The organism is Streptomyces sp. NBC_00572 (assembly GCF_026341815.1).
Classification (GTDB): domain Bacteria; phylum Actinomycetota; class Actinomycetes; order Streptomycetales; family Streptomycetaceae; genus Streptomyces.
In genome coordinates this window covers 4190778-4211988 of record NZ_JAPENX010000001.1, presented here as the reverse complement: position 1 = coordinate 4211988, position 21211 = coordinate 4190778, and the positions used below count along the sequence as shown (strand labels likewise).

Genomic DNA, 21211 nt, shown 5'->3' with positions numbered 1-21211 from the left:
ACGGCCCGGCACCCGGACAATGGCCCGGTGAACACGTTCGACCTCTCCCGCCTGCGGCCCCGGCTCCCCTCGCCCCTGGAGCCGGTGGAGGACGAACGCTTCACCCGGCGCGGGCTCACGCTGCTCCTCAAGCGCGAGGACCTCATCCATCCCGACCTGCCGGGCAACAAGTGGCGCAAGCTCGCGCTCAACCTGGGCGCGGCGGGCGGGCGTCCCGTGCTCACCTTCGGCGGCGCGTACTCCAACCACCTGCGGGCGGTGGCGGCGGCGGGCCGGCTGCTCGGCTTCCCCACGGTCGGGATCGTGCGCGGCGACGAGCTGGCCGACCGACCGCTCAACCCCTCGCTCGCGCGGTGCTCGGCGGACGGGATGCGTCTGGAGTTCGTGGACCGGTCCACGTACCGCGCGAAGAACGACCCGGCCACGCGCGCGGAGCTGCTGAAGCGGGCCCCCGCGGGCGCGTACGTGGTCCCGGAGGGCGGCAGCAACGCGCTCGCCGTCCAGGGGTGCGTGGAGCTGGGCCGTGAGCTCGCCGGGGCGGCGGACACGGTCGCCGTCGCCTGCGGCACGGGCGGCACCCTCGCGGGTCTCGCGGCCGGTCTCTCCCCCGGGCAGCGGGCGTTGGGCGTCCCGGTCCTCAAGGGCGGTTTCCTGGGCGGAGAGGTACACGCGCTCCAGGAGGCGGCGTTCGGCGGGCCGCGCGGCGACTGGACGCTGGACGAGCGTTTCCACTGCGGGGGCTACGCGCGCACGTCCCCCGCTCTGGAGGCGTTCGCACGCGACTTCGAGGCGCGGCACGGACTCGCCATCGAGCGGCTGTATGTGGCCAAAATGCTCCACGGCCTGACGACCCTGGCGGAGGAGGGCGCGTTCCCGGCGGGTACCCGGCTCGTGGCGGTGATCACGGGCGCCCCCGACGACCCTCAGTCGGCGGACTCCTCGCGGTAGGCGGCGGCCTCCTCCAGGTCGAGCCGGCGGAGCAGGGTCCGCATCATCTCGTCGTCGATCCGCCGTGCGTCGCGCAGCTGCACGAAGACCTCGCGCTCGGCGTCGATCATCTCGCGCGAGAGGCGCCGGTAGGTGTCGTCCGCGGTCTCCCCGGTGACCGCGTTGACGGCGCCGAGCCGCTCCCAGACCGCGTTGCGGCGCCGTTCGAGGACCGTGCGGAGCCGGTCGGCGAGGGGCTGCGGGAGGGCGTTGCGCTCGTCGGCGAGGAGCTCGTCGAGACGCTCCTCGGCGGCCCGCGAGGCCTCGCTCTGGGCCTGCGCCTCGGCCAGCGTCTCGGCGTACCGGTCGCGCCCGGGGAGCTTCAGGAACCGGATGAGGGGCGGCAGGGTGAGGCCCTGCACCACCAGGGTGCCGATGACGGTGGTGAAGGTGAGGAAGAGGACGAGGTTGCGGGCCGGGAACTCCACACCGTCGGTGACGACGGGGATGGAGAAGGCGATGGCGAGCGAGACCACCCCGCGCATTCCGGCCCAGCCGACGACGAGCGGCGCCTTCCAGTCCACCCCCGGTTCCCGTTCCCTGACGCGTGCGGAGAGCCGGGGCAGGAAGGTCGCCGGATAGACCCAGACGAACCGGACCACGACCACGGCGACGAAGACCCCGACCGCGTACCAGATCGCCTCGCCTATGCCGTACTGCCCGAGGCCCTGGACGACGTACGGCAGCTGAAGGCCGATCAGGGCGAAGACGGCGGACTCCAGGACGAAGGCGACCATCTTCCAGACGGCCTCCTCCTGGAGCCGGGTCGCGAAGTCGACCTGCCAGGCGCGGTGGCCCAGGAAGAGGCCGACCACGACGACGGCGAGGACGCCGGAGGCGCCGACCTCCTCGGCCGCCGCGTAGGCGACGAAGGGGATGAGGAGGGAGAGCGTGTTCTGGAGGAGCGAGTCGCCGAGGCCCCGGCGCAGCCAGTGGATCGGGACCATGAGGACCAGGCCGACGCCGATGCCGCCGAGGGCCGCGAGCGCGAACTCCCCCAGGCCGCCCGCCCAGCTGATCCCCTCGCCGACGGCCGCCGCGAGGGCCACCTTGTACGCGGTGATGGCGGTGGCGTCGTTCACCAGGGACTCACCCTGGAGGATCGTGGTGATCCGGTTCGGCAGCCCGAGCTTGCGCGCGATGGCGGTGGCGGCGACCGCGTCCGGCGGGGCGATCACCGCGCCGAGCACGAGGGCGGCGGTGAGCGGCAGATCGGGGACGAGGACGTACGCGAGCCAGCCCACGGCCACGGTGGCGAAGAGGACGTACCCGACGGAGAGCAGCGCGACGGGCCGGATGTTGGCCCGCAGGTCGAGGTACGAGGAGTCGACGGCGGCCGTGTAGAGGAGCGGGGGCAGGATCAGCGGCAGCACGATGTGCGGGTCGAGGGTGTAGTCCGGCACCCCGGGGACGTACGAGGCGACGAGACCGACGGCGACCAGCAGCAGGGGCGCGGGCACCGGCGTCCTCCGGGCGAGCCCCGCGATCGCGGCGCTCGCCGCCACCAGTGCCACCAGCTGCAGTGCGTCCATGCCCGTGTGCCCGTCCCTGTCCGGTGCCGCAACGTAACCTGGCCATCATGAGCGAGTGCCCGCACGTTGCCGAAATGCCGCGCCCCGAACCGGCGCCGCTGGCCGACACCTGCCCCGAGTGCCTGGCGGACGGTACGCATCCGGTCCAGCTGCGGATGTGTCTGAGCTGCGGGCACGTGGGCTGCTGCGACTCCTCGGCGGGACAGCACGCGACGGGGCACTTCTCCACGACGGGCCACCCCGTGATGCGGACGTTCGAGCCGGGCGAGGCCTGGCGCTGGTGCTTCGTGGACGGGTCGATCGTCTGAGTCGACGACGGGTCGCCGACCCGGTGGGATCTTCCGACCGTCCGGGGATTCGGCCGTTCGACGATTCGCCCGCCCCACGGTTGGGTACGTCACCCCTCCGCCGGTCGCTCGTTTTCGGCCCCCGCAGACCCCTACCCACCGTCCGCACCCATGGGCCTACCATGGGTGACGGTCGGTGACCTGGGGGCCGGTGGGGGCAGGGGCTCACAGCGACACGGCGGGACGGATCGCGATAGCGTCACGGCGGACCGCGCAGCCCCCTGCGTACCGCCCGGCTCGGAGGCCTCTCCCCCCGAGCCCCGAATGAGCTTGTGCCACCTTGGAGGTGAGGGTGTCCCAGATCGCAGGCGAGCCCGGGACCCAGGACTTCGTGGAAGTCCGGCTGCCCGCTGCGGGTGCCTATCTGTCCGTGCTGCGTACGGCCACGGCCGGCCTCGCGGCGCGCTTGGACTTCACCCTCGACGAGATCGAGGACTTGCGGATCGCGGTCGACGAGGCCTGCGCCATCCTGCTCCAGCAGGCCGTGCCGGGATCCGTCCTCAGCTGTGTCTTCCGGCTGGTCGACGACTCCCTCGACGTGACCGTCTCCGCCCCGACCACCGACGGCCGGGCGCCCGAGCGGGACACCTTCGCCTGGACGGTGCTGTCGGCACTGGCCGGGAAGGTGGAATCGTCGGTGGCCGACGACCGTACGGTCTCGATCAGCCTGTACAAACAGCGCGGCGCGGGGCCAGGCCCGGCGTGAGGCGCGGGGACGCGACGGCCGGCATCCCTGAGCAGCAGGCACGGCCGTATGAGGTCGCTACGGAGCAGGCGGACCAGATGAGCGAGCACGAGCAGCACCACGAGGTTCCCGAGACACCAGGCGTCTCCGAGGCCCCCCGGGGCCCTGTGAGCGCGGAGGGCTCCTCCCGGGCCCACGGGACTCCCGAGGCCCCTGGGACCTCCGTGGCTCCCGGGACTCCTGGAGAGCCTCAGCCGGAAGCAGCCGAGGCCGGCGCGGAAGCGGACGCAGGGGCGGAGGTGGAGAAGCCGGGGGACGGCGACGAGCCCGAAGACACCCCCGTCGTCCCGAGCCCCACCGACCGGAGCGGCGCCCGCGCGCTCTTCGTCACGCTGCGTGATCTCCCCGAAGGTTCCGCGGAGAAGGCCGAGCTGCGCAACCAGCTGGTGCGGATGCACCTGCCGCTGGTCGAGCACCTGGCCCGGCGCTTCCGCAACCGCGGCGAGCCGCTGGACGACCTGACGCAGGTGGCGACCATCGGCCTGATCAAGTCGGTGGACCGGTTCGACCCGGAGCGCGGCGTCGAGTTCTCGACGTACGCGACCCCCACGGTCGTCGGTGAGATCAAGCGCCACTTCCGTGACAAGGGGTGGGCGGTCCGCGTACCGCGCCGGCTCCAGGAGCTGCGGCTCTCGCTGACCACGGCGACGGCGGAGCTCTCCCAGCAGCACGGCCGCTCGCCGACCGTGCACGAGCTGGCCGAGCGGCTGGGGATCTCCGAGGAGGAGGTCCTGGAGGGCCTGGAGTCGGCGAACGCCTACTCGACGCTCTCCCTGGACGTCCCCGACACGGACGACGAGTCCCCGGCGGTGGCGGACACGCTCGGCGCCGAGGACGAGGCCCTTGAGGGGGTCGAGTACCGCGAGTCCCTCAAGCCGCTCCTGGAGGACCTGCCGCCCCGGGAGAAGCGGATCCTGCTGCTGCGCTTCTTCGGGAACATGACCCAGTCGCAGATCGCGCAGGAGGTGGGCATCTCTCAGATGCACGTCTCCCGGCTGCTTGCCCGGACCCTCGCGCAGCTGCGGGAGAAGCTCCTGGTCGAGGAGTAGGACCGGTAACGGGACTACGTCGTGTCCTGACCGGGGCGCCGGATGCCGAGCGCCTCGGTCGTGGCCGGGTTCACCAGGAGGACGAGCCCGGTGACCGCCAGGACGCCGAGGACGACGCCCGCCGGGATCATCGCGCTGTTCGCCTGAAGCATCTGCCAGGCGACCGGCAGCGCCAGGATCTGGGTGATCACGGCCGGGCCGCGGCTCCAGGAGCGGCGCATCCACAGGCCGCGGGCGGCGGCGAGGGGGATCAGCCCGAGTGCGACGAGCGTCACGGCGCCCGTCGCGGCGCCGGTGAGGTCCCCGGACGTCCCGGTCAGCGCGTTCACCAGCATGTAGACACCCCCGGCGACGAGGCCGAGGGCCTCGATACCGGCCACGGCCGCCGCGGCGGCCAGACGGGCGGGACGGGGGGTCTGCTCCGTACTGCTCATAGAGGGCAGGGTAGCGGGGGCCCGACGGGGCGGCCGAGACCGGGCGAGGCAGACGGGATCGGGTGGTCCGTGCCGGGTGGAGTGCCCCGGTCCGGATTGTCCAGGGATCGGGCTGGACTGGGCCCGGTACCGCCGGGTAGGTACCCTGGCGCTCATGCGCGCACTTCTCGTGGTCAACCCGGCAGCCACCACCACCAGTGCCCGCACCCGTGACGTGCTCATCCACGCGCTCGCGAGCGAGATGAAGCTGGAGGCGGTCACCACCGAGTACCGCGGGCACGCGCGGGACCTGGGACGGCGGGCCGCCGACTCCGGCAACATCGACCTCGTCGTGGCCCTCGGCGGCGACGGCACGGTGAACGAGGTCGTCAACGGACTGCTGCACGACGGGCCCGACCCCGACCGCCTTCCGGGCCTCGCGGTCGTCCCCGGTGGCTCGACGAACGTGTTCGCCCGGGCCCTCGGACTGCCGAACGACGCCGTCGAGGCGACCGGCGCGCTGCTCGACGCCCTGCGTGAGCGGCGGGCACGCACAGTGAGCCTCGGTCTCGCCTCGGGAACGCCGGGCACGGAGGACGAGTCCGTCCCGTCCCGCTGGTTCACCTTCTGCGCCGGGCTCGGTTTCGACGCGAGCGTCATCGGCCGGGTCGAACAGCAGCGGGAGCGCGGGAAGAGATCCACGCACGCCCTTTATCTGCGCCAGGTGTTCCGCCAGTTCCTTGAGGAACCCCACCGCCGGCACGGCACGATCACCCTGGAGCGCCCCGGCGCCGAGCCGGTCGAGGACCTCGTCCTCTCCATAATCTGCAACACCTCCCCCTGGACCTACCTGGGCAATCGTCCGGTGTACGCGTCCCCGGAGGCCTCCTTCGAAACCGCGCTGGACGTGCTCGGACTGCGCCGACTCTCCACCCCGGCGGTGGCTCGTTACGCCACCCAGCTGCTCACCTCGACCCCGGAACGAGGGCCGCGCGGCAAGCACGCCGTAACCCTGCACGACCTGACCGACTTCACCTTGCATTCGAAGGTCCCACTCCCCCTGCAGATGGACGGCGACCACCTGGGACTGCGTACGAGCGTGACGTTCACAGGCGTACGCCGTGCACTGCGTGTGATTGTGTGAGTGGAAGGGCCCAAAGTCCTTTCACTCGAACGTTTAGGCGCGCATCCACCCCTTAGAAGTACGGCTGTGACCTAGTCGACACCGAGGAATCAAAAAAAACTTTCCGGAAGGGGTTGTATCCGGTGTCGAGGTTTGCGAGTCTCTTCTTGGCGATCGGGACGGCCCGCAACACCGGCCTCCACTGAGAGCCAGAACCCCTCCTCAGTATCTGGACCACACCAGTTCATCTGGCAGTCGGCCCTTCACTTACGGGGGGATTCGTGAAAGCGTTCACATTCACAAGCAACCAGCTTGTAACACCCTAGAGAGGTAGCAGCCATGGACTGGCGTCACAACGCCGTTTGTCGTGAGGAAGACCCCGAGCTGTTCTTCCCCATCGGCAACACCGGTCCTGCGCTGCTGCAGATCGAGGAAGCCAAGGCCGTCTGCCGCCGCTGCCCCGTCATGGAGCAGTGCCTGCAGTGGGCGCTCGAGTCCGGCCAGGACTCCGGCGTCTGGGGTGGCCTCAGCGAGGACGAGCGCCGCGCGATGAAGCGCCGTGCCGCTCGCAACCGGGCGCGTAACGCCAGCGCCTGACGCCCCACCGACAGCCTGAGGCCAGCGGCGCATACATCGCGTATGCACTCACCGCCCTCGAGCCGCAGCGCGCAGCAGTAACCCACAGCATTCGAGCCCCGGACCGATTTCCTTCGGTCCGGGGCTCGCTGCTGTGTGCGCCGGACGATTTCCGGTGCGCGTTCTGCCGTGCGACTACTACTTCTGCGGATGCACGGGAATGTCGAGGACCACCTTCGTACCGCGCTCGGCGCCCGGCAACATGTCGAAGGATCCGCCCAACTCCCCTTCCACCAGGGTCCGTACGATCTGGAGGCCGAGGTTGCCGGCCCGCTGCGGATCGAAGCCCTCGGGCAGACCGCGGCCGTCGTCCTGAACCGTGATCAGGAGCCGGGCGTCGGCCCTGGGCTCGCCGCGCACGGCGGTGACCTCGACGGTGCCCTCGTCGCCCTGGGTGAACGCGTGCTCCAGGGCGTTCTGGAGGATCTCGGTGAGGACCATCGAGAGCGGGGTCGCGACCTCGGCGTCCAGAATGCCGAAGCGGCCGTTGCGCCGGCAGGTCACCCTGCCCGGGGAGATCTCGGCGACCATCGCGATCACGCGGTCGGCGATCTCGTCGAACTCCACGCGCTCGTCCAGGTTCTGGGACAGCGTCTCATGAACGATCGCGATCGAACCGACGCGCCGCACGGCCTCGTTGAGTGCCTCGCGGCCCTGGTCGGAGTCCATCCGGCGGGCCTGGAGGCGCAACAGGGCGGCCACCGTCTGGAGGTTGTTCTTCACCCGGTGGTGGATCTCCCGGATGGTGGCGTCCTTGGTGATCAACTCGCGCTCCCGGCGGCGCAGTTCGGTGACGTCCCGGAGCAGGACGAGCGAACCGATGCGGGTGCCCTTGGGCTTGAGCGGGATCGCGCGGAGCTGGATCACCCCGCCGTTGCCCTCGACCTCGAACTCGCGGGGCGCGTAGCCGGAGGCAAGGGTGACCAGGGCTTCGTCCACCGGACCGCGCGAGGGGGCGAGTTCGGCGGTGATCTGGCCCAGGTGCTGGCCGACGAGGTCGGCGGCGAGACCGAGCCGGTGGTACGCGGAGAGGGCGTTCGGCGAGGCGTACTGGACGATGCCCTCGGCGTCCAGGCGGACGAGTCCGTCGCCGGCGCGGGGCGAGGAGTCCATGTCGACCTGCTCGCCGGGGAAGGGGAAGGTCCCGGCCGCGATCATCTGGGCGAGGTCGGAGGCCGACTGGAGGTAGGTGAGCTCCAGGCGGGAGGGGGTGCGGACGGTCAGCAGATTGGTGTTGCGGGCGATGACGCCGAGGACCCGGCCCTCGCGGCGCACGGGGATGGACTCGACCCGTACCGGGACCTCCTCGCGCCACTCCGGGTCGCCCTCGCGGACGATCCTGCCCTCGTCGAGCGCGGCGTCGAGCAGCGGGCGGCGGCCGCGCGGCACGAGGTGGCCGATCATGTCGTCCTGGTAGGAGGTGGGGCCGGTGTTCGGCCGCATCTGGGCGACGGACACGTACCGCGTGCCGTCGAGGGTCGGGACCCAGAGGACGAGGTCGGCGAAGGAGAGGTCGGAGAGCAGCTGCCACTCCGACACCAGCAGGTGGAGCCACTCGAGGTCGGAGTCGCTCAGGGCGGTGTGCTGGCGCACGAGGTCGTTCATGGAGGGCACGGTGCGAGCGTACCCGCGGAATAAAGGGGCGGTGAACCTGGATCTCCGGGGCTCCGTGCTGGAGGATGGGCCAGGAAGGACCGTGTTCCTGTGGATAGACAGACAAGAATGGTCTAGTCCACAATGAATGCAATAGACCTCCATCCTCCCCGCACAGGAGGATGGAACGAGGTACCCGACGCTCTCTGCCCTGACTGCGTCGAGACCTCCCACACGGCCGAGGGACCGCACACCCCCGGCCGATGCAACTCCGGGCTGCGGTGCCGGGCGGGCTGAGGGTCCCGCCGGGCGCCGCGGCCCGCGGGTGTTTCCGGGGCCGGCCCTACGGGCACTCCGGGGGCCAGGCCCGCATCGCCGTCGCGGCCACGGCCGCCAGATCCTCCGCCGTCGCCCCGTCGCGGGCCTGCTGGGACATGCCCTGGAGGACGGCGCCGCTGAAGCGGGCGAGGGCCCGGGGGTCGGTGTCGGCCGGCAGCTCGCCCGACTCGACGTCCCGGCGGATCCGGGCCTCGAAGCTCGCCAGGTTGGCGTTCCTGTGGCCTCTCAGGGACTCCTCGACCTCGGGGGTCGAGCAGTTGGTCGCGGCGGAGATCATCAGGCAGCCGCGGGGGTGACCCGGCTCGGTGAAGAGCTCGGCGGCCTCGCTCAGGACCCGCCCGATGGCGCCGCGGGCGGTCGCCTCCTCCGCGAAGGCCCGGCCGCCGTACGCCCCGTACGAGGTGGTGTACGCCTCGACGACCTCCTCGAACAGCGTCTTCTTGTCGCCGAAGGCGGCGTAGAGGCTGGGGGCGCTGATGCCCATGGCGCGGGTGAGGTCGGAGACGGAAGTCGTCTCGTAGCCGTGCTCCCAGAAGGCCATCGTGGCCTTCTCCAGGGCCGTGAGCCGGTCGAAGGAGCGGGGGCGGCCGCGCTGTGTCGTCACCATGGAGTGAATTCTATAGCGGGCACTACGGAAGTGGGGTACGGTCTTTTCGTAACGACCGCTACAGAAATGAGGGGGGCGTCGTCATGGGCGTGCTCGAAGGAAAGACGGCTCTGGTGACGGGTGGCAGCCGGGGCATCGGACGGGGGATCGCCGAGCGGCTCGGCCGCGACGGGGCGCGGGTCGCGGTGCACTACGGGAGCAACGAGGCGGCGGCGAAGGAGACGGTCGCGGCCATCGAGGCCGCCGGCGGCGAGGCCTTCGCGATCGGGCAGGAGCTCGGGGTGCCGGGGGACGCGGAGGCGCTGTGGGCCGCGTTCGACGCCCACAGCGAGGGCCTGGACATCCTGGTGAACAACGCGGGGATCGGGGTCTCCTCGCCGTTCCCGACGATCACCGAGGAGGAGTACGAGCGGGTCTTCGCCGTCAACACCAAGGCGCCGTTCTTCCTCGCGCAACTCGGCGCGGAGCGACTGCGCGACGGGGGCCGGATCGTGAACGTCTCGACGGGCCTCTCGCACGCGGCGGTGATGCCGGAGCTGATGGCGTACGCGATGTCGAAGAGCGCGCTCGACGTGTTCACCCGCTATCTGTCGAAGGTGCTGGGCTCGCGCGGGATCACGGTCAACGCGGTGGCGCCGGGCATCGTGGACACCGACATCAACGCGGGCTGGCTGCGGGGGAACGACGAGGCCTGGGCGGGAGCGGCGGCGATGTCGGCCCTGGGCAAGGTCGGCACCCCGGAGGACATAGCCGACGTGGTGGCCTTCCTGGCCTCGCACGACGGGCGCTGGGTGACCGGGCAGTGGATCGACGCGACGGGGGGCTCCATCGCCTGACCTTGAGGGTCCGAGGGGTTCGAGTGGCTGGGGGGACACGGGCGGCCGACGATGGAGGCGGCGGGGGCGTCCGGGAGGCGGAACGGCATGAGGAGAAGGCCCCTCCTCTGCTAGATTTGGCTTTGATTGGTCTATACCACATGGCTCCCTCACCAGCCCCTCACCAGATCGGCAGGCACAGCGTGGAAGTTGTCATCGTCAAGGACGCCAAGGCGGGCGGCGAACTCATCGCGGACGGCATCGCCGACCTCCTGCGCCGCAAGCCCGACGCGCTGCTCGGCGTGGCCACCGGCTCGACTCCGCTGCCCATCTACGACGCCCTGATCGCCCAGGTCAAGGCCGGCTCCGTGGACGCCTCGCGGGCCCGGATCGCCCAGCTGGACGAGTACGTCGGACTGCCCTCGGGCCACCCCGAGTCGTACCGCTCCACCGTGCTCCGCCAGGTCGTCGAGCCGCTCGGGCTCTCCCAGGAGGCCTTCATGGGCCCCGACGGCTCCGCCGCGGACGTCCTGGCGGCCTGCGAGGCGTACGACACGGCGCTCGCCGAGGCCGGTGGCGTGGACCTGCAGATCCTCGGCATCGGCACCGACGGGCACATCGGCTTCAACGAGCCGTGCTCCTCGCTCGCCTCCCGCACCCGGATCAAGACGCTGACCGAGCAGACCCGCGTGGACAACGCCCGCTTCTTCGACAACGACATCGAGCAGGTGCCGCACCACGTCATCACTCAGGGCATCGGCACCATCCTGGAGGCCCGTCACCTGGTGCTGCTCGCCACCGGCGAGGGCAAGGCCGAGGCGGTGGCACAGACCGTCGAGGGCCCCGTGGCGGCACTCGTGCCGGCCTCCGCGCTGCAGCTGCACCCGCACGCCACGGTCGTGGTGGACGAGGCCGCCGCCTCCAAGCTGAAGCTCGCGGACTACTTCCGTCACACCTTCGCGAACAAGCCCGCCTGGCAGGGCATCTGAACCGCCCGGAACCCCGTGTACGACGAAGGGGCCCGGCACCTGTTCAGGTGCCGGGCCCCTTCGCGTACGACGTGTGCCGGAAGGCGGTGGTCAGGCGCCGGTTCCGACGACGGCCTCGGCGGCCGCGCGGCCGCAGACCCGGGCCGCGCCGTGCGTGGCGATGTGCAGGGCCCCGCGGGGCTCCGCCTCGTTGAGGCCCATCTCGACCACGACGGTGTCCGGGCGGGCCGCGATCAGGGCGTCCAGGGCCTCGATCATCCACGTGTGCCGGTGGACGTCGCGTACGACGGCCACGATCCGCCGCTCCCCCGCGGCGGCGAGGACGGCGTCCACCGAGGAGTCGGCGTAGGAGCCGGTCTCCGTGCCGGGCAGCAGTCGCTCCAGCTCGACGGCGATGCCCCAGGGCGTCTCGTCGCCGACCGCGAAGTTCGCGACGGGGGTGAAGGAGGCCACGTAGGGAGCGCTGGTCATCGGGGTGTACGGCCGCTCCCCCCGGGTCACCTTCAGGGCCCGGCGGGCGGCGACGAGTCCGATGTCGGCGCCGGGCGCGGTCCCCTCCTGCACTGCCGCGCCCGACACCGATCCAGCCCCCCTGGCCCGGTGCGCCTGGGTCCAGGCCGCCAGGGCGCGCACGCGCGCCGCGGCGTCGGCCAGCCGCTCCTCGGGCAGTTCACCGGTCCGTACCGCATTGACGAGCGCGTCGCGCAGCTGCAGCACGGTGTCCTCGTCGCACAGCCCGCCGCCGACGCAGATGGCGTCGGCGCCCGCGGCGATGGCGAGGACGGATCCGCGCTCGATGCCGTACGTCGCCGCGACGGCCTGCATCTCCATGCCGTCGGTGACGATCAGCCCCTCGAAGCCCAGTTCCTGGCGGAGCAGACCGGTGAGGATCTGCGGGCTCAGGGTGGCCGGGCGGTGGGGGTCGAGCGCGGAGAGAAGAATATGCGCGCTCATGACTGCTTTGGTACCCGCGGCGACGGCAGCGCGGAAAGGTACCAGCTCACGGGAGTGCAGTGTGGCGAGGTCCACATCGATCCGGGGCAGCGCGTCGTGGGAGTCCACGTTGGTGTCGCCGTGTCCGGGGAAGTGCTTGGTGCAGGCCGCGACCCCGACGCCCTGGAGGCCGTCGACGTACGCCACGGTGTGCCGGGCGACCAGGTCCGGGTCCGGCCCGAAGGACCGGACGCCGATGACGGGGTTCTCGGCGTTGGAGTTGACGTCGGCGGAGGGCGCCCAGTTGAGGTCGACGCCGCAGGCCGCGAGCCGGCGGCCGAGTTCACGGGCCACGGCCCGGGTGAGCTCGACGTCGTCGACGCTGCCGAGGGCGTAGTTGCCGGGGAACGACGAGCCCTGCTTGACCTCCAGGCGGGTGACGTCCCCGCCCTCCTCGTCGATGGCGACGAGGACGTCGTCCCGCTCGGCCCTGAGCTGCGCGGTGAGCGCGGTGAGCTGCTCGGGGCTGACGATGTTCCGGCCGAACAGGCCGACGGACGACAGGCCCTCGCCGATGCGGCGGAGCAGCCAGTCGGGCGCCGTGGTGCCGACGAACCCGGGCTGGAGCACCGTGAGCGCGTCACGGGTCAGGGTGTCCGTGGCGTGTACGAGTGTGGTCATGAGGAGCCCTTATCCCTTCACCGCGCCGGCGGTCATGCCGCCGACGGCCTTGCGCTGGAGGAAGAGGAAGACGATGAGCACGGGGAGCGAGAAGAGCGTGGAGGCGGCCATGGTGGCCCCCCAGTCGCTGCCGAACGCGGTCTGGAACTGGGTCAGCCAGAGCGTCAGGGTCTGCGACTCCTTCTCCTTGTTCAGCATGAGGATCATGGCGAACTCGTTCCAGGCGGTGATGAAGCCGAAGAGCGAGGTCGACATCAGGCCGGGGGCGAGCAGCGGGAAGATCACCTTACGGAACGCCTGACCGCGGGTGCAGCCGTCGATCTGCGCGGCCTCCTCCAGCTCGACCGGGACGGCGGCGATGAAGCCGCGCAGGGTCCAGATGGTGAAGGGGAGGACCATCACGAAGTAGATGAGCGTGAGCATCGGAATGCTGTTCAGCATGTCGTTCTCACGGGAGATCATGTACATCGCGATGACCATGACCTCCCAGGGGGCCATCTGCGCCATCATGACGATGAGGACGATGCCCTTGCGCCCCTTGAACTTCATCCGGGCGATCGCGAAGCTCGCGGCCAGGGCGACGAGCAGGGCGAGCACCACGGCACCGATGGTGACCATGAGGCTGTTGGTGACGTACGTCCAGAACAGGTCGACGCCGGTGGCGGTCGAGTAGTTCTCGAACGTCGGGGTGAAGACGAAGACGGGGTCCTTCGTCATGATCTCGTGCTGCGGCTTCAGCGAGGACGAGAACATCCAGTACACGGGGAAGACGAACACGACCGCGAGCACGAGGGCGGTGAGGTTCTTGGCGACCACGCCGACCGTGAGCGGCTTCCTGGTGCGCAGCTTCTGCGGAGTCTGGGTGGTGGCGCTCACAGCTCCTCCTCCTGCTTCAGGATCAGGCGGAAGTAGAAGGACATGACCGCGATGAGCATCACGATCGTCAGGATGGAGATGGCGGCGGCGACACCGTAGTGGAACTGGCCGACGCCCTCGATGTAGGCGAAGACCGGGAGCGTCTCGGAGCCGCGGTCGGGGCCACCCAGGTTCATGGCGTAGACCTGGGCGAACGCCTTGAAGATCCAGATGATCTCCAGGAACGTCGTGATCATGAAGAACGACTTCAGGTTCGGGAAGACCACGGCCCAGAAGGTGCGCCAGCCGCTGGCGCCGTCCATCTTCGCGGCCTCGTACAGCTCGGACCCGACGGTGGTCAGGGCGGCGTACATGTTGAGGGCGACGAAGGGGATGGAGCCCCAGACGAGCAGGATCATGATGATGACGAGGGTCGAGAACCCGGTCTCGAACCAGTTGTGCTGCTCGTAGCCGTCGAAGCCCAGCGTGCGCATCAGCCAGTTCACGACGCCGAACTGCTCGTCGAAGAGCCAGCGGAAGACCGTGACGGAGGCGACGATCGGCATGGCCCAGGCGAACATCAGGGCCAGCGAGAGGACCAGTCGCATCTTCTTGCCGAGGCGGTTGAGCAGCAGGCCGATGCCGGTGCCGATCGCCATGATGAGGAAGACGTTGACGGCCGTGAAGACGATGCTTCGGACGACGACGGTCCAGAAGTCCGGGTCACCCAGGAGTTCGGTGTAGTTGTCGAAGCCGGTCCAGACGGTCTCGCGGGTGATGAACTCTTTCCGGTTGAGCTGCTGGAAGGAGAGGATCACATTGCGGATGAGCGGGTAGAGCAGCAGCACCGCCATGGACAGCAGGGCAGGCGCGACGAGCAGGTACGGCAGCCACCCGCTGGGCAGGGAACGTCTGCCGCGCGAAGGCTTAAGGACTTCCTTCGGGCCCGAAGGGGGTGGCGGAGTCTGAGACTTCCCTGCCGCCCTCCCGGGCGCGTCCTGAGGATCGGCGGTCGCCGTCCCCTGGGAGTCCACGGTCATGGTCTTATTCCTCGCGGTTCTGGGGCTCCCGCGCCCACCGGGGCGCGGCCCGGGGGAGCGGGCCGCTGATCACTCGTGAAGCGCCGATGGTGCGGCCGGTGCGTGACCGGCCGCACCACCGGGCTACGGATTACTGCTGGTGCTGCTGATTACTGCTGGTTGATGCGCTCGTTGATGACCTTGTCGGCCGCCTCGCCGGCCGCCTTGGCGTCCTGACCCTTCAGGACCTTGGTCATGAAGTCCTTGATCGGGTTCGGGGCGGTCTCGACGTTCGCCCAGCCCGGGGTGACCGGGGTGACCTTGCCGGAGGCGGAGGACGCGGCCATGGACTCGGCGAAGGAGCCGGCGGCCGGCTTGAACTGCGCGGCGTCGGTGTTGGGAAGCAGCGCGCCCGCGGTGGCGGTGGCGTACTTCGTCATGTACTCCTTGCCGGCGGCGAGGGCCAGCCACTCCTTCGCGAGCTCCTTGTTCTGGGAGCGCTCGGCGATGGCGAGGTTCGAGCCGCCGAGGAAGACGGAGCCCGGCTTGTCGGCCGTCTTGCCCGGGATCGGGAAGTAACCGAAGTCGGCGGTCTTGCCGGCCTTCTTCATGGCGTCGATCGCGCCGCCGGCCTCCCAGCCGAGACCGATCCAGGACGACACGCCGCCCTTGGGAATGACGTCGGTCGACTGCTGCGGGGTCGCCTCGTCCTTGTCCTTCGGAGCGGTGGAGTAGGACGCCAGCTCCTTGTAGAAGTTCATGGCGTTGACGGCCTCGGGGGAGGACAGGTTGCCCTTCCACTTGTCGCCGTCCTTGACCGCGAGGTCGCTGCCCTCGTCCCAGATGAGACCGGCGAGGACGTACCAGGACTGACCCGGCAGGTAGATCGCCTGCGACTTCGGGTCGGACGCCTTCAGCTTCTTCAGACCCTCGATCCACTCGGCGCGGGTCTTGGGCGGGGTGACGCCGGCCTTCTTGTAGGCGGCCTTGTCGTAGACGACGACGCGGTTGGCGGCGTACCAGGGGGCCGAGTAGAGCTTGCCGTCCAGCTCGTTGGAGGCGACCATGCCCTTGTTCCAGGCGTCGTAGCCCAGCGTGGCCTTGTCGCCGGTCAGGTCGGCGAGGCCGCCCGTGGCGGCGTAGCCCGCGGTCTGCGTGTTGCCGAGCTCCAGAACGTCCGGCGGGGTGTCCTCGGAGAGCGCGGTGGTGACCTTCTCCTGGATGCCGTTCCAGATCTGCTTCTCGACCTTGACCTTGACGCCCGGGTGCTTGGCCTCGAAGGCCTTGTTCACCTCGGTCATCCAGGCATCCGGCGCGGAGCCGTCCATGACCCAGACGGTCAGAGTCTTGTCGCCCCCGGCCGGCGCCTTGGCGCCGTCCTTACCCTTGTCACTGTCGGAACCGCACGCAGCGATAGAGACCATCATGCCTGCGACGCCGATCGCCGCGATGAGCTTGCGCTTCACGCCACCCTCCTCAGGGATGCCTGCAACCCCTGCCCACCGCGCGAAGACATACGTCGGGTAGTGCTCGTGGGGCTGGGACCTGGTCTTTAATGGTTTAGACCAGTACCCGGAGCTTGGCCTAGACCTTTAGGGGTGTCAAGGGTGTATAAGAAGGGCAGTCGCGTCCGTTATCGGACCGACACCTGAGGGAGGGCGACGACCCGTGACCGGTCCGTGCCACCATGTGAGCCGCGACAGACGGAGGAGCCGGTGACGGCAGCAGCACAGGAGTCGGGAAGGCAGGCCATGGCCACGGACGCGGGCAGCACGGAGACGGAAGGTGGGGCACCCACCCGTACCGCGCGCGTGCCCAAGTACTACCGACTGAAGCGGCATTTGCTCGACATGACGGAGACCCTGCCGCCCGGCACGCCGGTCCCTCCGGAGCGCACACTCGCCGCCGAGTTCGACACCTCGCGCACCACCGTGCGCCAGGCCCTCCAGGAGCTGGTCGTCGAGGGCCGGCTGGAGCGCATCCAGGGCAAGGGCACCTTCGTGGCCAAGCCCAAGGTCTCCCAGGCCCTGCAACTCACCTCCTACACGGAGGACATGCGCGCCCAGGGCCTGGAGCCCACCTCGCAGCTCCTCGACATCGGCTATGTCACCGCCGACGACACGCTCGCCGGGCTGCTCGACATCTCGGCCGGCGGACGGGTGCTCCGCATCGAGCGGCTGCGCCTCGCGAGCGGCGAGCCGATGGCGATCGAAACCACCCATCTCTCCGCAAAGCGCTTCCCCGCGCTGCGGCGTTCGCTTGTGAAGTACACCTCGTTGTACACCGCACTCGCCGAGGTGTACGACGTGCACCTCGCCGAGGCCGAGGAGACCATCGAGACCTCCCTCGCCACCCCGCGCGAGGCCGGACTGCTCGGCACGGACGTGGGCCTGCCGATGCTGATGCTCTCCCGCCACTCGCTGGACGCCCAGGGCGAGCCGGTCGAGTGGGTGCGGTCGGTCTACCGCGGCGACCGGTACAAGTTCGTGGCGCGCCTGAAGCGGCCCAACGGCTGAGCCTTTCGCAAGGGACCCGAACGGCCGCACCCCTCCGGGTGCGGCCGTTCGGCGTTTCCGGAGGCCGTAGGGGAGACCACGGAGGTCGTACGCAGACCCCGGTGCCGTACGGGGAGACCACAGCGGCCGTACAGAGACTCCGGTGCCGTACGGCGAGATGACGGCCGCCCGGCACCTTCCGCCTGGCCGGAACGTGACGCCTCCCGGAAACCCCCTGATCAGCGGCGCGCGGCGGCCGTGCGTACGGACTGGCTCCTAACGGCCACGCGGTTGGCGCCAGCCGTTTTCCGGTGACGGGGCACCCCCGGCGCGCCAGTCTTGGACCTGTCGGAGCCGCCCGGAAGAGCCCGGGAGCGGCGCAGGGAGACCCACCCCCGGCAAGCCCCGTCCGTATCGCCAGGAAGGCAGTTCCGCCATGCTCAGCGCCACCCGTTTCGCCGCTTTCGCCCACATTCAGGTTCGCCCCGCCCTCGCCCTGCTCGTCCCCGCCGCGGCCGCGCTGACCCTCGTCCTTGCGGCGGACCCGGCGTCCGACGGAGCGGGTGTCACCGACGGCGGAACGACGGTCGCGGCCGCGGGGACCACCGCCGACGACGACGGCTTCTCCTGGGGCTGATCGTCATCTACCTCGTCGGCATCTCGATGAGGGCATCGGACGACGACCCCGCCCCGGACACCGACCCCCCACCGGCCCCGTCCGCCGCACTCCTCGTCGAGACGCTGCACCGCGTCGCCCGTCCGCAGGACCGTTTCGAGTCCGCGCGGGCGCTGGTTCTCGACCGAACGGTCCGCCTGGCCCTCTACATCCGGGGCCCCGACGAGATCGAAGCCGTCGGCCACGCGCTGCTGCTCTGCCGGCGCCTCCTCGGCCACTCCCCCGAGCTCTCCCGCCACCACATCGCGGACTTCCGGCTGCTCTGAAGCGCCTGCTCCGAAGCGCCCCCACACGCCGCCGTCCCCCGAACGCCCTCCCGAGGAACCCCCATGTCCAGGGCTCGTCCCAGCGTGTCCGTCGTCATCCCCAACTACAACTACGAGAAGACCCTCCACGCCTGTCTGACCTCGGTCTTCGCCCAGACCCACGCCCCCCTCGACGTCATCGTCGTCGACGACGCGAGCACCGACAGGTCCCGGGACATCGCCCGGGAGTTCGACGTCGTGCTGATCGCCAACCCCCACAACAGCGGAGTGTCCGCCGCCCGGAACCTCGGGGCGGCCGCCGCCCGCGGCGAGATCCTCTTCTTCCTCGACTCCGACACGGCCCTCCACCCCGAGGCCCTCGCGAACGCCGCCGACCTGCTCCGGGACGACCCCGGTCTCGGCTGTGTCCACGGGGTGCTCGACCCCGAACCGCTCTTCGACGACGGGCCCGTGGAGCGCTACCACGCCCTGCACGCCCACTTCTGGCGCCGCCGCGCCGCCGGCGAGGTCCGCACCGCGTTCTTCGCCCTCGGCGCGATCCGCAAGGAGGTCTTCGAGGCGACCGGCCCCTTCGACGAGAACCTCCGGGACTCGGAGGACGTCGAGTACAGCGGCCGGCTCGTCCGGACCCACCGGATCCTGATGACCGAGGCGATCCGCGGCCGGCACGACGACGTCGACCGGCTCGGGGCGATGCTCCGGGAGCAGTACCGGCGCTCGCAACTGCTCATCGCGGCGCTCGGGCAGCTGCGGGAGGGCGGCCTCACCGCCAACCGGCCGCTCGGCGTCCTCGCCGCCGCGCTCACCCTCCCCACCCTCCTCCTCGGCCTGCTCACACCGTGGCTGCTGCTGGTCCCGGCCCTGTGCGCGCTGGTCTTCGCCTGCGCCGATCCCGGTCTGAGCCGGTTCGCGCTCCGGACCCGCGGCCCCGGCTTCCTCCTCTACTTCACCGCCGTCCACTTCGTGCTGCACCAGGCGATCGCGCTCGGCGCGGCGCGCGGCACCGTCCGCTGGCTCACCGAACCGGACTTCGGTCCCAGCGTGCGCCGCCGTCCACAAGCCACCGCGTCCGCCGCCGCTTCTCCCACCTCCCTCACCGGATGACCACCGCCGACCTCCGTACGCCCCTCCCCACAGGAGCCCGTTCATGGCCACGCCCACGCTCACCGGCCGACAGGCGCCGACGGCCCGCCCGCCGGCCTCCCGTCCTCCCAGTCGCCTCGCCGATCTCACCTCCCTCGTCCGCCCGGGACAGTGGACGAAGAACCTGGTCGTCGTCCCCCTCGGCCTGCTCGGCGCACCCCACCTCGACGGCGCCGCGCTCGCCGGAGCCCTCGCCGCGATCGGTGTCTTCACCCTCGCCTCCGCGCTGATCTACCTGGTCAACGACATCGGCGACCGGGACCGCGACCGCCGCCACCCGGAGAAGCGGCACCGTCCGATCGCCGCCGGACGGATCGGCGTCGCGACCGCCGTCTCCTTCGCCGCCGCCCTCGCCGTCCTCCTCGTGGCGACGGTCGGCCTCACGGTGCTCACCGGAACGGCCGCGCTCGTCGACTGGTGGCCGGTCGCCGCGTACATCGCGCTCAACGCCGCGTACAGCAAGGGGCTCAAGCACGTCCCGCTGCTCGACGTCTTCATCGTCGCCCTCGGTTTCGTCCTGCGCCTCGCCCAGGGCTGCCTGGCCTCGGGGAACCCGGTGCCGAGCTGGCTCACCCTCTGTGTCTTCTCCCTGTGCCTGCTGCTGATCCTGGGCAAGCGGCGCCACGAGATGGCGGTCGGCGGGGTGCTGCACCGGCCCGCGCTGCGCGGCTACACCCTCGGCTTCCTCGACCAGCTGCTCGCCTTCACCGCGGTGCTCACGGCGGTCAGCTACGTCCTGCAGGTGCAGGACAGCCCGGTCTTCGGCGCGCACGGGCCGCTGGTCGCGGTGCTCACCGCCCCCTTCGCCCTCTTCGGACTCGCCCGCTACCTGCAGCTGCTCGTGGTCGACGCGGGTGGCGGCAACCCCTCGCGGGCCCTGTTCAGCGACCGGATGACCGTCTCCAACGCCCTGCTCTGGTCGGCGCTGCTGGCCGGCGCGTGGCCGCTGAGCCACCTCGGGTCCTGAGGCCGGACATGACCACCACCGCCGCCCCTGCCACCACACCCCTCACGCCCCCTACGGCCAAGGCCCCGCGCGGCCGCCTCCGTCGCGCCCTCCCCGTCCTCTTCCCCGTCGCCGTCGTCACCGGCATCGGCTACGCCCTGTACGGCCGGGCCGGCGAGCTCGCCGCCCTCGTCCTGCGGCCCGACTCCGTCCCCTACCTCCTCGCGGCGCTGGTCGCCAACGCCCTCGCCGTCCTGTTCTCCATGGCCACCTGGCGGACCCTCCTCGCCGACCTCGGGCCCGGCGTGCCCGGCAGGACCGCGACCCGGATCTACTTCACCTCCTACCTCGGCAAGTACGTGCCGGGGGCGGTCTGGGGCGTCCTCGCCCAGCTGCGGATGGGCGGTGCGGCGGGAGTGTCCGCGCCGGTCGTGCTCGCCGTCTTCCTGCTCAATCTGATCGTGGCCGTCCTCACCGGCCTCGCCGTGGGCCCGATCGCCGCGCCCTGGACGATCGGCGCCGAGGCCTGGTGGCTGGTCCTGCCGGGCGCGGTCACCGTCGCCTGGGCCGCACGGCCCGGACTGCTGCACCATCTGGCGGCGTTCGCCGCCCGGCTCGCCCGGCGGCAGGCGCCCACCACCCGGGCGAGCGACCGGGGCATGCGGCGGGCCCTCGCCTCGGCCACCGCCTCCTGGGCGGTCGGCGGGCTGCACCTGTGGGCGCTCGCCGTGATGCTCGGCGCGCCGCCATTGACCGCGCTGCCGGTCTGCGTGGGCGGCTTCGCCCTGGCCACGGCCGCCGCCAGCCTCGTGGTGGTGCTGCCGGACGGCTGGGGTGCCCGCGAGGCCCTGCTGCTCCTGGCGCTGACCGCCGTACTGCCCTGGCAGGAGGCGACCGCGGTCGCCGTCGCCAGCCGGGTGATCTGCACGCTCAGCGAGGTCCTCGTCGGAGGCGCCGCCCTCCTCCTGACCCTCCCCCACCGTTCGGGTCCCCCCACCCGACCGACCCCCGTGAAGGACTGA

At 70.9% G+C, this 21211-nt stretch carries 22 protein-coding genes; 14 read left to right on the top strand and 8 right to left on the bottom strand.

What is annotated here, in order from left to right:
• Positions 1 to 27 precede the first annotated feature (27 nt).
• Positions 28 to 948, top strand: coding sequence for a 1-aminocyclopropane-1-carboxylate deaminase/D-cysteine desulfhydrase (locus OG514_RS19680; RefSeq protein ID WP_266896528.1), 921 nt, complete (start codon positions 28 to 30; stop codon positions 946 to 948).
• Here the strand turns inward: OG514_RS19680 and OG514_RS19675 are convergent.
• Positions 924 to 2519 carry a Na+/H+ antiporter gene (locus OG514_RS19675; RefSeq protein WP_266896526.1) on the bottom strand — a complete coding sequence of 532 codons (1596 nt, stop codon included), beginning with the start codon at positions 2517 to 2519 and terminating at the stop codon, positions 924 to 926. The genes OG514_RS19680 and OG514_RS19675 overlap by 25 nt on opposite strands.
• A 47-nt stretch (positions 2520 to 2566) precedes the next feature.
• Between OG514_RS19675 and OG514_RS19670 the strand changes: the two genes are divergently transcribed.
• The 3 genes from OG514_RS19670 to OG514_RS19660 all read left to right on the top strand — a co-directional run bounded on the left by OG514_RS19670 (position 2567) and on the right by OG514_RS19660 (position 4660).
• Positions 2567 to 2827, top strand: coding sequence for a UBP-type zinc finger domain-containing protein (locus tag OG514_RS19670; RefSeq protein ID WP_266896524.1), 261 nt, complete (start codon positions 2567 to 2569; stop codon positions 2825 to 2827).
• A 331-nt stretch (positions 2828 to 3158) separates the two neighbouring features.
• Positions 3159 to 3572 carry an anti-sigma regulatory factor gene (locus OG514_RS19665; RefSeq protein ID WP_019889334.1) on the top strand — a complete coding sequence of 138 codons (414 nt, stop codon included), beginning with the start codon at positions 3159 to 3161 and terminating at the stop codon, positions 3570 to 3572.
• Positions 3569 to 4660: an RNA polymerase sigma factor SigF gene (locus OG514_RS19660; protein ID WP_266896515.1), complete on the top strand. Its 1092-nt coding sequence runs from the start codon at positions 3569 to 3571 to the stop codon at positions 4658 to 4660. The genes OG514_RS19665 and OG514_RS19660 overlap by 4 nt, the downstream gene beginning before the upstream one ends.
• A 14-nt stretch (positions 4661 to 4674) precedes the next feature.
• On the opposite strand, the gene OG514_RS19655 is transcribed toward OG514_RS19660, so the two are convergent.
• The gene (locus OG514_RS19655; RefSeq protein ID WP_266896513.1) at positions 4675 to 5094 is read right to left on the bottom strand and encodes a hypothetical protein; all 420 of its coding nucleotides are present in this window, start codon (positions 5092 to 5094) and stop codon (positions 4675 to 4677) included.
• Between the two features lie 154 nt (positions 5095 to 5248).
• Between OG514_RS19655 and OG514_RS19650 the strand changes: the two genes are divergently transcribed.
• Positions 5249 to 6217 (top strand): diacylglycerol kinase family protein, encoded by a 969-nt coding sequence (locus OG514_RS19650; protein WP_266896511.1) that lies wholly within the window; start codon positions 5249 to 5251, stop codon positions 6215 to 6217.
• A 318-nt stretch (positions 6218 to 6535) separates the two neighbouring features.
• Positions 6536 to 6793 (top strand): WhiB family transcriptional regulator, encoded by a 258-nt coding sequence (locus OG514_RS19645; RefSeq protein WP_003953983.1) that lies wholly within the window; start codon positions 6536 to 6538, stop codon positions 6791 to 6793.
• 177 nt (positions 6794 to 6970) lie between these two features.
• Here OG514_RS19645 and OG514_RS19640 read toward each other — a convergent pair whose 3' ends face one another.
• Together OG514_RS19640 and OG514_RS19635 are read right to left on the bottom strand one after the other, a co-directional pair.
• Entirely contained in the window at positions 6971 to 8437 is a 1467-nt protein-coding gene (locus OG514_RS19640; RefSeq protein ID WP_266896508.1) for a sensor histidine kinase, read from the bottom strand.
• Positions 8438 to 8768: 331 nt separating this feature from the next.
• Positions 8769 to 9371 carry a TetR/AcrR family transcriptional regulator gene (locus tag OG514_RS19635; RefSeq protein WP_266896506.1) on the bottom strand — a complete coding sequence of 201 codons (603 nt, stop codon included), beginning with the start codon at positions 9369 to 9371 and terminating at the stop codon, positions 8769 to 8771.
• An 83-nt stretch (positions 9372 to 9454) separates the two neighbouring features.
• On the opposite strand from OG514_RS19635, the gene OG514_RS19630 reads away from it, so the two are divergent.
• Together OG514_RS19630 and nagB are read left to right on the top strand one after the other, a co-directional pair.
• A complete protein-coding gene (locus OG514_RS19630) occupies positions 9455 to 10207 on the top strand; it encodes an SDR family oxidoreductase (protein WP_266896504.1) in 753 nt (250 codons plus the stop codon).
• 182 nt (positions 10208 to 10389) lie between these two features.
• The gene (gene nagB, locus OG514_RS19625; RefSeq protein WP_266896502.1) at positions 10390 to 11175 is read left to right on the top strand and encodes a glucosamine-6-phosphate deaminase; all 786 of its coding nucleotides are present in this window, start codon (positions 10390 to 10392) and stop codon (positions 11173 to 11175) included.
• Positions 11176 to 11265: 90 nt separating this feature from the next.
• Here nagB and OG514_RS19620 read toward each other — a convergent pair whose 3' ends face one another.
• The 4 genes from OG514_RS19620 to OG514_RS19605 all read right to left on the bottom strand — a co-directional run bounded on the left by OG514_RS19620 (position 11266) and on the right by OG514_RS19605 (position 16129).
• The gene (locus OG514_RS19620) at positions 11266 to 12789 is read right to left on the bottom strand and encodes a glycoside hydrolase family 3 protein (RefSeq protein ID WP_266896500.1); all 1524 of its coding nucleotides are present in this window, start codon (positions 12787 to 12789) and stop codon (positions 11266 to 11268) included.
• 9 nt (positions 12790 to 12798) lie between these two features.
• Positions 12799 to 13635, bottom strand: coding sequence for a carbohydrate ABC transporter permease (locus OG514_RS19615; RefSeq protein ID WP_266900896.1), 837 nt, complete (start codon positions 13633 to 13635; stop codon positions 12799 to 12801).
• A gap of 26 nt (positions 13636 to 13661) precedes the next feature.
• A complete protein-coding gene (locus tag OG514_RS19610) occupies positions 13662 to 14684 on the bottom strand; it encodes a carbohydrate ABC transporter permease (protein WP_266896498.1) in 1023 nt (340 codons plus the stop codon).
• A gap of 149 nt (positions 14685 to 14833) precedes the next feature.
• Entirely contained in the window at positions 14834 to 16129 is a 1296-nt protein-coding gene (locus tag OG514_RS19605; protein WP_266896496.1) for an extracellular solute-binding protein, read from the bottom strand.
• A gap of 285 nt (positions 16130 to 16414) precedes the next feature.
• Here OG514_RS19605 and OG514_RS19600 point away from each other — a divergent pair, with 285 nt between their 5' ends.
• From OG514_RS19600 to OG514_RS19575, 6 genes are all read left to right on the top strand, one after another.
• Positions 16415 to 17179, top strand: coding sequence for a GntR family transcriptional regulator (locus tag OG514_RS19600; RefSeq protein ID WP_266900895.1), 765 nt, complete (start codon positions 16415 to 16417; stop codon positions 17177 to 17179).
• Between the two features lie 415 nt (positions 17180 to 17594).
• Complete coding sequence (locus OG514_RS19595; protein ID WP_266896494.1) at positions 17595 to 17795, top strand: hypothetical protein; 201 nt, start codon at positions 17595 to 17597, stop codon at positions 17793 to 17795.
• Between the two features lie 26 nt (positions 17796 to 17821).
• The gene (locus OG514_RS19590) at positions 17822 to 18100 is read left to right on the top strand and encodes a hypothetical protein (RefSeq protein WP_266896492.1); all 279 of its coding nucleotides are present in this window, start codon (positions 17822 to 17824) and stop codon (positions 18098 to 18100) included.
• Between the two features lie 63 nt (positions 18101 to 18163).
• Positions 18164 to 19204 (top strand): glycosyltransferase family A protein, encoded by a 1041-nt coding sequence (locus OG514_RS19585; protein WP_266896490.1) that lies wholly within the window; start codon positions 18164 to 18166, stop codon positions 19202 to 19204.
• Between the two features lie 43 nt (positions 19205 to 19247).
• Positions 19248 to 20210: a UbiA prenyltransferase family protein gene (locus OG514_RS19580; protein ID WP_266896488.1), complete on the top strand. Its 963-nt coding sequence runs from the start codon at positions 19248 to 19250 to the stop codon at positions 20208 to 20210.
• A gap of 8 nt (positions 20211 to 20218) precedes the next feature.
• Positions 20219 to 21211: a lysylphosphatidylglycerol synthase domain-containing protein gene (locus OG514_RS19575; RefSeq protein ID WP_266896486.1), complete on the top strand. Its 993-nt coding sequence runs from the start codon at positions 20219 to 20221 to the stop codon at positions 21209 to 21211.